The following is an 8745-nucleotide window of genomic DNA, read 5'->3' as shown; positions in this document are numbered from 1 at the left end:
TTCCCGAGACCACGGCCAGCAGGAAGACCTGGACTCGGCCGACTTCACCACGCTCTGCCGTGATGACCGGAAAACAGGCTCCGAAGAATTTCACCTTTTCGCGAAGCCACAGACAGTCGAACTGGCGACAATCGCGAGTTCTGTCTGACTCGCGAAGGGGAGTTGGGGGGGTGTGCCACATTCAGAACAGCCCTTGAGATGGGGAACCGCTTCACCTCGAACGACACCCCTGGCGTTCGTGCCTGCCGCGACATCAAATCGTCGGGAGACCCCGCTGTCCTGTCAGAAACTTTCGGGCATATTTCCCCAGGATGTCCGTCTCGATGTTGACCGTTTGTCCGACCGCTCGTCGTCCCAATGTCGTAACGGACAACGTATGAGGGATCAATGCGATACTGAAGGTGGTCTCGTCGACGTTGACCAGCGTCAGGCTGACTCCGTCGACCGCCACCGAACCTTTCGGAACCATCAGTTCGCTCAGCGAAGTCGGCACCCGGAAGACCATGTTGACCCAGTCCGAGTCTCTCTCAATCGACTCCACCGTGCCGACGCCATCGACGTGCCCCTGCACGAAGTGCCCTCCCAGTCGCCCGTTGACCGGCAGCGAACGTTCCAGATTCACCACGTCTCCTGACTGAAGCTGTCCAAGGTTCGTCTTCGACAGCGTCTCGGCCCCGGCCTGAAACGACCAGCTTCCCTCCTCGATCGCGATCACCGTCAGACAACAGCCATTGATGGCAATACTGTCACCGCAGGCCGTCGGCGGGGAGCCAGCCTGACCCGGTGTCAGCATTTCCGTGGGTGGCTTCAGCGTAACTCGAACTCCGGCCGGTTCCGGCACCAGCGATACGATCTGCCCCAACCCCTCGACCAATCCCGTAAACATAAAATCAACTCATCAAATTTGAAAAGAAACAGGCGGCGACAATTATATGCCTGTGGCACCGGCCCACTGGTTCAGCGAGTACCCGACCCGAAACCACCAGCAGGAAACCACGCAGCCGACTCTGTCGCCAGGAAGCGCGGCATCAGCCCCCCCGCTGGAACAGACCATCTGCCAACTCGCGAATGGTCCCCAGCCTGACACAACTGTCGGTCAAACAGAGCGGATTTGCAAAGGAGACAAATTGCCCCATCCGAGTGGGCCACTGTGTTCTCATGTGGATCGATGTCTTCGGTTATCCGACAGCCGCTCGTCACGGTCGGCACAGATTGTCAAACCGACCGCCGCAGAGGCAGAACCACGCGAGCCATTCCCATCGGCGCCAACATGGATCTGACGGAATTGGAAGCAGCACTGCCGTCACGCGCGACGAGTTTCAAGGCACCGCTTCTGAGACTACACCGTTAAAGACGGGGCCACTATCCCCAGTGGAAAAGCGAGGTTGCGGCAGAAATCAAGCTTCGCGGAGGCATCCTGCTGGCAGGCAGAGAAAATTTTATTGCCGCTGAGGGGGTGAGGTCTAGAATCAAAAGTTCTCAAACTTCCAGCCTCGATCGAGCAAGGTATTCCATGTCAAATTTCGATAGTCGAGACGGTGATCGCGCTCTTCGCAACTCGCTTACCAGATGCATACAAGGTCGCGACCAGGATTTCGCCGAATTCCGCTCGCATTACGAACGCCTCATGAAAGATGAGCGTCAGCAGTTGCGAGACTGGATCGAAAAAGTCGCAGACCTTCAGGACGCCCCCGTCTACCTGTTCATCAAAGCGAGCGTTCAGCTCATGGATGGAAACAGCGAAGACAGCGTCAACATCACCCTTTTCCCAAGGAAACTGCTCAGCGCAATGGACGCCTGGGATCATGACGAAATCTTCGAAGACAGCCTCGTCGATTGTATGGGATGAGAAGAGCCTGCATCTCCGTGCCTCTGGGCTCCTGGGCCACATCAACGCCCTTCAGCACGCTTCTTAGTGCTCTCTGTTCCGCCGCGTGACATTGCCGGTTGACCGCTTCCACCACTGCAAGCGCGACCTTCCAACCCGGCCAATGACCGGATGAAATGATTCATCCGCGACCACTCGTCTGGATGGCTATCTCTTTCGCAAGACTGCGCACGACGCAATTTCTTGCCCCCACTCTGATCTCGCGCCCAAAGTCCGTCCCAACGGTCACCATGCCGCGAACGGTTTGTCCGGCAGTTTGGGTTTGCCCCCGGCAAAAGTTTCGCTAGAATCCGCCACACATCGCCCCTGATTGCATCGGGGAGTGATGTCGCTGACGCCGACAGCCTGAACTGCCGGGTGTCAACGAATTGCTGTATTGCCAAATTCGGATCAGCCTGAGCCGTTCGCGGTATTAAGATACCGCAGCGAACCAGTTCAAACCGGGTAGCAGTAAGACAGACCCCGGAGAGGTGACAGAGTGGCCGATTGTGCTGGACTCGAAATCCAGTGTGGTAGCAATATCACCGTGGGTTCAAATCCCACCCTCTCCGCTTGATATCAGTTTTGACAAACGCCCCTTGGACCCCGTGTCGAAGGGGCGTTTGTTTTTCCCCCTCCCAAGGTAGTCACCCAGTTATTCCCAGAGCAGCAGCAGTCCACTTATCACCTTCCTCTTCGGATCGAGACTGAACCTGTGCCTGAAAGTGCATGCTCCATCGTACTCGAATGCCCGGAACGGGGAGTGGAATCGCCAGCAAGTGGGAATCGTCAACAAAGACGAGTGCGTTCAAGACAACGCAAGGGGTAGCGCGGGTTGGACGGTCCAGTTGCACGGTCCTCCGGGCTACCCGCGTGCGAAGCACAAGAGGTCACCCAAAAGCAGTCCCCAACAGATTCGTGCTCAGCCATCGAGCCGAGCAACCCATATCCGCTCGACCAAGTGGCCCCCGCCCAGTTCCCCTCAAGTCAGCCTGAAAAAAATCCGCAACGGAAACTCTCCGGGAACCCGAAGTGACCGAGTCATTCCGGGTCGCGGGCGGAAGTGCCATTCTTGCCAAAACCGTCGCACGTGTGAAACAATGCCTGCGTCGCGAGATCTCCTGTCGTAAAACCCTGCGGAATCATGATGACATCCAACCTACAAATCCCCCTGACGCGTGTTGCTCTACTGACATTCCTGCAACTGCTCGCAAGTACGTATGTGCGTGATGCCGTCGGAGCAGATCCGTCCGCCAAGCCGAACATCATTTTCATCATGGCAGATGACCTGGGTTACACAGACGTGGCCTGCTTCGGCAGCCAATACTACGAAACGCCGAACATCGACCGACTCGCGACGCAGGGAACCAAACTCCTGAATCACCACCACTGCCAGAATTGCGCGCCGTCCCGGGCGGCGATCCTGAGCGGACAATACGGGGCGCGAACCGGGGTTTACACCGTGGGAGGAATCGATCGCTTCGACTGGAGCAAACGCCCTTTGCGACCCGTCGACAACGTCACGAACCTGCCGCTCGATCGCGACATCATCCCCAATCAACTGAAGGCTGCCGGCTACGTAACAGGCATGTTTGGCAAATGGCACCTCGGCCAGAAGGGAGAATACCTTCCGCAGAACCGAGGTTTTGACGAAGACATCGTCTCTGCGGGGAAGCATTTTGACTTTAATACCGAACCCAAGACCGAATACCCTCAGGGAGAATATCTCGCCGATTTCCTTACCGATCAGGCGGTCGATTTCATCCAGCGGCACAAGGACGAACCCTTCTTCCTCTACCTGCCCCATTTTGGCGTCCACTCTCCCCATCAGGCCAAGGCGGAACTAGTTGATCGATTCAAAGGAAAGGCTCCGGTGAACGGCCATAACAGCTCCACCTACGCCGCCATGATTGCATCAGTAGACGAGAGCGTTGGTCGCGTGATGCAGACCCTGGATGAGCTGAACCTGGCCGAAAACACGATCCTCATCTTCACCAGTGATAATGGGGGAGTGGGTGGGTACGACCGACCAGACGGCCTGGAACGCGAGCCGGGTGCAAAAGGGAAGGCAAACAAGGGAAAGAAGGCGAAAGGGGCCGCCGACGACGATGCTGGCATCACTGACAACGCGCCGCTCCGCAGCGGGAAAGGGAGCCTCTACGAGGGGGGGACTCGCGTCCCGTTCGTCGTCCGCTGGCCTGGTGTGACCAAACCGGGATCGTCATCGAACGTGCCAACAATCCATGTCGACCTGTTCCCGACCCTCCTCGAAATCGCCAGTGCTCCACAGCCCCGGCAGACACTCGATGGAGAAAGCCTGGTCAAATTATTCCGGGATTCCGCGGCCAAACCGCAGCGAGATGCAATCTTCGCACACTTCCCCGGCTACCTCGGCTGGGGCGACGGACACTGGCGAACGACACCTGTGAGTCTCATCCACGCAGGTGACTGGAAACTGATGGAGTTTTTCGAGGACGGCCGCCTGGAACTCTACAACCTCGCCGACGACATCAGCGAATCAAAAAATCTCGCCAAATCCGAACCCGCCAAAGTCAAGGAACTCCACGACCGCCTCATCGCCTGGCGAGCTGAAGTGAAGGCCCCGATGCCCACGAAGAACGAAGGCAAAACAGCGAAAGCAACCCGGAAATAGCGTCGGCCAAATCCCCCCCAACGCAGAACACGATTCGAGCAGCGGCACAGCAATTCCCAAGCGTCCGCCGCTCGCTCGCAAGGAATAGGACGGATTCCCATGAGGGCACAGCCAATTTTACTGGCGAACGGGACCTCCGTAATTTCGCCAAGCCGAATTCCTAATGATAACCCATTGGCTCTTACAGCGTCTCATTTCGTCCGGCCCAAAGGGCCATTCGTTCACAGAGTCCACATAGCCCAGCCGATCGGGCTGGGACGTGATTCAACCAAAAAATCGTGGTCCCATCTGAACCTGGCGAACTCGCACGGCAACACCGGTTTCAATTCGAATGAACGACCGGCCCTTCAGGCCTCAATAAATGCCGGCTCCCCGAAACCCAGCCCGTTGGGCCGGGCTATGGGAACGGATGGCCCGTTGGGCCGGAAGAGGCCATTGATGGCCATCGTGTGAATGAACCATGGCAAATTCCCACCGACATTCGAAAATGCCAACATCGATCAAAACCCCACCGCAACCGCAGATGCAGATGCAGATGCTATCTCTTCCGGCCCAAAGGGCCATCCGTTCCCATAGCCCAGCCCATCGGGCTGGGAGGTGATTCGATTGAACATCATCAGGCCTGAAGGGCCGACCGTTCGAACGCACACCGAGAGCCACAACCGATTCATTTTCCCGCCTCTGCCCGTGACTACGGCCCCTACGGCCCCTGTTCGGCTCCTTCTCATCTGGCTCATCTACCTGCCCGTCAAGGGATTCCGTTCCGAGTGCAATTTAGTTCTCGGGCAAAAGTAGCCTATGAGTTTTCTTTTTATGGCTTGAGGGACACTGAAAATAGAGTCCAAAGACACGGGGACACTGCACATCCGGATACCCGCTATCAGCCTGTTGAAAAACCCCGAAAGGGCTGCAAACACCATATCCCTTTCTCCGTCGAACGTGTCCAAGGAGAACGGTCGGCCCTTCAGGCCTTTTGCTGTTCTCCCGAATCGTGTCCTAGCTACCGGCTAGGCTATTCGAACGATTGGCCCCTTGGACCGGAAGAGAGGGCATGCCGGTCCTGACAGAATCAATGCAGGTACCGGGGTCAATGATTTTCTGGTATGCGTGAATGGCACAATCTCACTTCCCGACACGGACGTAACGACCCTTTTGAAAAACATCACGGATGGCCACTCCGACATCTACCTCAGAGGTTGTATGTCGCATGCTTTGGCAAATCGAATTGAGAATTTGCTCGATGACGGAATGGAAGTGTGTGGAGCAGTGAAATACGTTATCGGCATCCCCGGCAGTTGCTGTAGGGTTGGGCATCTATCAATAACCGTCTGTGCCTGAACGGTCACTGCGATGGGCCAGGGTCGTCTCATCCTGGCCCGCTTTCAACAGATGCCAGTGAGGTCAAACAGAAAAGATTGTCATTCATGCGGTCGCACTCCTGATGGTCACCTTATCGCCCGCAATTCTCTGGCTGTTTCGTAGATCGGAACCTCGCGAAACCGAAGCGCTATTCTTCAAGAAAATCCTGTATGTCATTCCTTCTCTGGTTGTTGGCGGCATTTCCTCCGTCAACCTATCGGTCAATGGCGGGCTGCTGTCCGAATGGTTGATACCGGCCTTTGTGGTGTTGGCAGCAGCGTTCATCGCACCAACCATCGGGTGCATGCGCGCCTATTCTACCATCATATTGGTGATCGGCATCGGCTTATGTGCAGAAGGATTAATTCTGCGTGAATCAAGGTACACGTCCAATCCACAAGTGACAGCTGGCGCAAGCGCCGCACATTCAAAAGCAATTCTGAGTACGATCCGTAACGAACTGGAAGAGCAGACTTTGCCGTCTGTCGAATCGCCCCGGCCGCTCAATGAATTGGTCGGACGGGAAATCCCCTGCATCGGAAGCATGCGTGTAATGACGCAATGGCATACGCCGGTGACGAGATTGTTCCGCATCGAACGGTGCCCCCAAAAGATTTGGGTCGTTGGCCATGATGGAACAACACCACAGCTTGAAATGCGATCTCTCTGAGCCATTGTCGAATGATCAACAATCTCGCAGGAGGCACGGGCATAGGGCACAGCATCTATTCTTGCAAGAACTTCCGGAGTCGGCATGAGTCAGAAGTCGAATTGCATGTCTGGCCTCCAGGCGACAGGACTGGGATTGTATCCGGCGCGGTGGCTCCCACCGCGCTACCTGTGCCAGCCTCTGAATCGCGCGGGCCTTGAGGCGGAGAAACTCACGGTGTTAGCATTGGAACGCATCTTTTACTCGCCGATGGAATAGAACAAATCTACGGTGCCGCAAACCTCACTTTTTGGCCATGCTGATGCATTCGGTCGTGATTCTGCTCTCTGCCTCGGTGCTGTGTCTCGTAATCGCACCGCTGTTGTTGGTTCTCAGGTCGTGCCAACTGCTCCGAATCGACTGGACGTTGTGCATCTGCTTGGCGATTGCCCTGGTATTTTTTGGATGCGTTGGCCTGAGGATCTGCGAGCAAATTTCATCCTCGGTGTAGGCGAGGTGCGTAGCCGGCAATTCGCGCTGGAGCGGATGCGGCAATTCCCCGCATGGGATGATCAAGGAATTCGAGCCGAGTGACGCCGGCGTCTTCCTGGCCTCGCCTTCATTCGAGACCGGAACATGTACCGTGTTCCAAATGTCTGGATGCTTGGGCTCGCTGTGTTGCTGTCGAGCGATCACACTGCTCGCGTTGGTAGATCGCTCGTCTCAAGAATGCGGACGGACGGGAGTTCGGGAGAGGCTTTTGCAATGCTACGGAACTTATTTCGCAGATGTCGAATCACAGTCACTGCAGCCCGCGGCTGGCCAACTGGCCAGCCCTTGGCCAGTCGGTGGCCAGTCCCATGTTGTTGAGCGAAAACACGTTATGTGTTTTCAAGGGGACTGGCCAGCTGGCCAGCGGAACCCAGTCTTCCCACGTTTCTCACGTTCATGGCGGCAAACGTGACGTTCCCCCACCTGCGAATCGGCGGGTCGCCAGGAGGATGCTCGGTCCGCCTCGTTGGAGTTGGAATGAAGCACACTAAGGATGCCCACCGTTGAACAAGCTGAGCTTCTCTTAGGTCCCTGAAACACAGGGTTCGTTCACGGTGAGCAGCTATTTGCAGTGTGCCTTTCGTCGGGCGGGCTACTGAAATACGCCTGCGTCAGTGACGGTGGCCGCTCGGGCCGTGACTGTGATCGTGGTCATCCTGGCCCTGGTGGGGGGCCTGCTGGTGGCCACGTGTGTGCGGCTGATGTCCATGGGAATGCGGTGGTTCGAGGAAACCGATGCCCCAGGCGGTCGCAACACCCAACAGCAGCCAGGCTGACAACTTCAACCGATCGTGGGAATGGAACTGGACCTCGGGAAGCAGGTCACTGAGCGAAATACAGATGAAGACCCCAGCAGACATGGCAAGTGCCGCGGCAACGACGTTCTCTTGAACGCCGGAGTAGGCCTGAATGCCGAAGTAGAAGAGGAATGCCCCCAATGGACACATCAAAGCATAGACAAGGTTGACCATCTGCATGGCACGTCGGGACCAGCCCCCCGCCGCCATCAGCGAGGTAATCGACATGGAATCGAGTGGTTTGTGCAGCGCAACACCCAGAAACGTCCCGAGTCCGAGCAGAACGAATGTCGTTGAACCCTGAAAATGAAGTGCATCTGCTTTCACATTCGCTGCCAGAGCAACACCGTCGAGCAGAGTATGCAACGAGAGACCCAGCAAGATGCCGATCCAGCTCGCCCCTTTCAGCGTGGCGGGCTCACTCGCCCCATGACTGTGTTCGTGACTGTGTCCATGTGAGTGGTCGTGCGCATGAGAATGGGCATGGTGATGATCATGACCGCAATCGTGGTCATGGTCGTGATCATGAGGACTGTCTTCTTCCACGGGTCCGTGACTGTGAAAATGAAACATCCGCAACATGAAGAAAGTGAGCAGCAGCCCAAACATGAGCCAGCCCATACACCAGTCGAGTGCGAACGAATCGTGTCCATCTTCGGACGAGATCGCCGAAACGGCGTGGGGAAGCTGATGAAAAATACCGACGCCGAGCATGAACCCGCCTACGGCGCTGACCAGAATCTGCATGCGGGTATGGGTCATTCGAATCAGCAGCGGCACCATTCCACCGCACAGCGACGAAACGGCAATGAGACCGCAGTAGACCGCAAGCAAGAGGAGCGGCGATGACGCAAGCGCGCCAGTGCCG

General features: G+C 56.6%; 5 protein-coding genes and 1 tRNA gene. 4 read left to right on the top strand and 2 right to left on the bottom strand.

Going from position 1 to position 8745, the window contains the following annotated elements; genetic code table 11:
* Positions 1-253 precede the first annotated feature (253 nt).
* Entirely contained in the window at positions 254-886 is a 633-nt protein-coding gene (locus VGE80_RS05140; RefSeq protein ID WP_440591909.1) for a riboflavin synthase, read from the bottom strand.
* Positions 887-1627: 741 nt separating this feature from the next.
* Between VGE80_RS05140 and VGE80_RS05135 the strand changes: the two genes are divergently transcribed.
* From VGE80_RS05135 to VGE80_RS05120, 4 genes are all read left to right on the top strand, one after another.
* Positions 1628-1849 carry a hypothetical protein gene (locus VGE80_RS05135; RefSeq protein WP_373650976.1) on the top strand — a complete coding sequence of 74 codons (222 nt, stop codon included), beginning with the start codon at positions 1628-1630 and terminating at the stop codon, positions 1847-1849.
* A gap of 503 nt (positions 1850-2352) precedes the next feature.
* Positions 2353-2439, top strand: a tRNA-Ser gene (locus tag VGE80_RS05130).
* Positions 2440-3011: 572 nt separating this feature from the next.
* A complete protein-coding gene (locus tag VGE80_RS05125) occupies positions 3012-4520 on the top strand; it encodes a sulfatase (protein WP_440591908.1) in 1509 nt (502 codons plus the stop codon).
* Positions 4521-5961: 1441 nt separating this feature from the next.
* Entirely contained in the window at positions 5962-6549 is a 588-nt protein-coding gene (locus tag VGE80_RS05120; RefSeq protein ID WP_440591907.1) for a hypothetical protein, read from the top strand.
* Between the two features lie 1142 nt (positions 6550-7691).
* On the opposite strand, the gene VGE80_RS05115 is transcribed toward VGE80_RS05120, so the two are convergent.
* Positions 7692-8711 carry a ZIP family metal transporter gene (locus tag VGE80_RS05115; RefSeq protein ID WP_440591910.1) on the bottom strand — a complete coding sequence of 340 codons (1020 nt, stop codon included), beginning with the start codon at positions 8709-8711 and terminating at the stop codon, positions 7692-7694.
* Between the last annotated feature and the right edge of the window lie 34 nt (positions 8712-8745).

Origin of the sequence: Schlesneria sp. (genome assembly GCF_036405755.1) — a bacterium.
GTDB lineage: Bacteria > Planctomycetota > Planctomycetia > Planctomycetales > Planctomycetaceae > Schlesneria > Schlesneria sphaerica.
The sequence above is the reverse complement of the archived record's forward strand: the minus strand, read 5'-3'. Positions and strand labels throughout refer to the sequence as shown.

What these genes read in the sequence shown, in the direction of transcription:
- VGE80_RS05135 (WP_373650976.1), top strand. Translation starts at nt 1,628, where the DNA reads ATGAAAGATGAGCGTCAGCAGTTGCGAGACTGGATCGAAAAAGTCGCA.
- VGE80_RS05120 (WP_440591907.1), top strand. Translation starts at nt 5,962, where the DNA reads ATGGTCACCTTATCGCCCGCAATTCTCTGGCTGTTTCGTAGATCGGAA.
- VGE80_RS05140 (WP_440591909.1), bottom strand. Translation starts at nt 886, where the DNA reads ATGTTTACGGGATTGGTCGAGGGGTTGGGGCAGATCGTATCGCTGGTG.
- VGE80_RS05125 (WP_440591908.1), top strand. Translation starts at nt 3,012, where the DNA reads ATGATGACATCCAACCTACAAATCCCCCTGACGCGTGTTGCTCTACTG.